This is a genomic window from Rhodococcus sp. P14 (genome assembly GCF_000256505.1).
In the GTDB taxonomy this organism is placed as follows: Bacteria; Actinomycetota; Actinomycetes; order Mycobacteriales; family Mycobacteriaceae; genus Rhodococcus; species Rhodococcus ruber.
Genome location: NZ_AJFC01000319.1, coordinates 1 through 1,501, shown reverse-complemented (window position 1 = coordinate 1,501; position 1,501 = coordinate 1). Strand labels below are relative to the sequence as shown.

The window sequence follows — 1,501 nt, the reverse complement described above, 5'->3', positions numbered from 1 at the left end:
GGGGGGCCAGCCGCTGCCGACGCGGCTGCGGCTGCGGCTGCGCCGCGACCAGGTGCGGGGCACCGAGCGTGCCGTCGAGGCGATCGATCTGCTGTTCAAGACCTCGGGCGGCAACTCGCTCGGCCGGGGGACCCCCGTCGAGCGGGCGTGGCGTGACGCACACGCGGGCAGCGTGCACGTCGCCAACGATCCCGAACGCGCCCTCGCGATGTACGGACGGGGCGCATTCGGCCTGCCGGTGGAGGACAACCTGATCTGAGCCGCCACCTGCTGGAACGAGGGGTGCCCGGGATCGCTGTATCCTCCCTCTCGTGCGCCGAGCACGCGCGCGTCCCACTGAGCGGAAGATCTCCGGCGGCTCGGCGCGGAACGCGGGATGCTGGGCGGCGCGGCATCGCCGCAGAGACGAGACGACGGAGGAGGACCCCCGTGCCCAGAGTTGCCGAAGCGCGGGACGCCGCGGAGCCGACGTCCGCCGAGCAGCGCGCGCGGTTCGGGCGCATCCTCGACGCCGCTGCGAGCCTGGCGACCGAGAAGGAACTCGAACGGGTGCAGATGCACGAGGTCGCGAAGATGGCCGGCGTCGCCATCGGCACCCTGTACCGGTACTTCCCGTCCAAGACGCACCTGTTCGTGGCGGTCATGGTCGATCAGATCGATCAGATGAGCGAGCGGATGGCCCAGCGCACCAATCCGGACGCCACCCCGCAGGAGGCCGTCTACGAGGCGCTCGTGCGGGCGACGCGGGCGCTGCGGCGACGGCCGTTGCTGGCGACGGCGATGATCCAGTCCACGAGCACCGCCAAGGCCACCTCCATTCCCGACGTCGCGAAGATCGACCACCGCTTCCGCGAGGTGCTCTATCGGGCGGCCGGGCTCGAGTACGTCACCGAACGGGACGCGACGCTGGTGCGGGTCCTCGAGCAGGCGTGGTTCGGGATCATCCAGTCCAGTCTCAACGGCCGGATCTCGGTTCCCGATGCGGAGTCCGACCTGCGGGTGGCGTGCGAGCTGCTGCTCGCGGGCCTGTCGAACGCGAGCCCGGCGAACGCGAGCCCGGCACCCTCCGTCTGACCTCCCGGTCGCGCACCCGTGTCCCGAACCTCGGCGTGCCTGCGTAACTGAAATGAATTCTCATTCCGTCCGCGGGGCGTAGACCTGCATGGGGTCCGAATTAGGCCATTGCCGTGGCGTAGAAAATGGAATACATTCCAAAAGTGAACGCGTTCCGGTTCTGTGCACCGGCGCGTCCCATCGACACCTGCCCAGCACTCATGTTCCGAGGAGCCAGCTCATGACCGACGTAGTCATCGTCGACGCGGCCCGTACCCCCGTCGGCCGCCGCCGCGGCGCCCTGTCCGGTCTGCACCCGGCCACCCTGCTCGGCACTGCCCAGCGCGCCGTCCTCGAGCGCACCGGCCTCGCCCCCGACCAGGTGGGACAGGTCGTCGGCGGCTGCGTCACCCAGGCCGGCGAACAGTCCAACAACGTCACCCGGCAG

At 70.2% G+C, this 1,501-nt stretch carries 1 protein-coding gene and 2 pseudogenes; all 3 read left to right on the top strand.

Features of this window, described 5'->3' with window-relative positions:
- Positions 1 to 259 (top strand): annotated as a pseudogene (locus tag OEY_RS28880) (3-hydroxy-9,10-secoandrosta-1,3,5(10)-triene-9,17-dione monooxygenase oxygenase subunit); the annotation flags it as partial.
- A gap of 170 nt (positions 260 to 429) precedes the next feature.
- The gene (locus OEY_RS0122820; RefSeq protein ID WP_010596079.1) at positions 430 to 1,074 is read left to right on the top strand and encodes a TetR family transcriptional regulator; all 645 of its coding nucleotides are present in this window, start codon (positions 430 to 432) and stop codon (positions 1,072 to 1,074) included.
- A 220-nt stretch (positions 1,075 to 1,294) separates the two neighbouring features.
- Positions 1,295 to 1,501, top strand: a pseudogene (locus OEY_RS28875) (acetyl-CoA acetyltransferase); the annotation flags it as partial.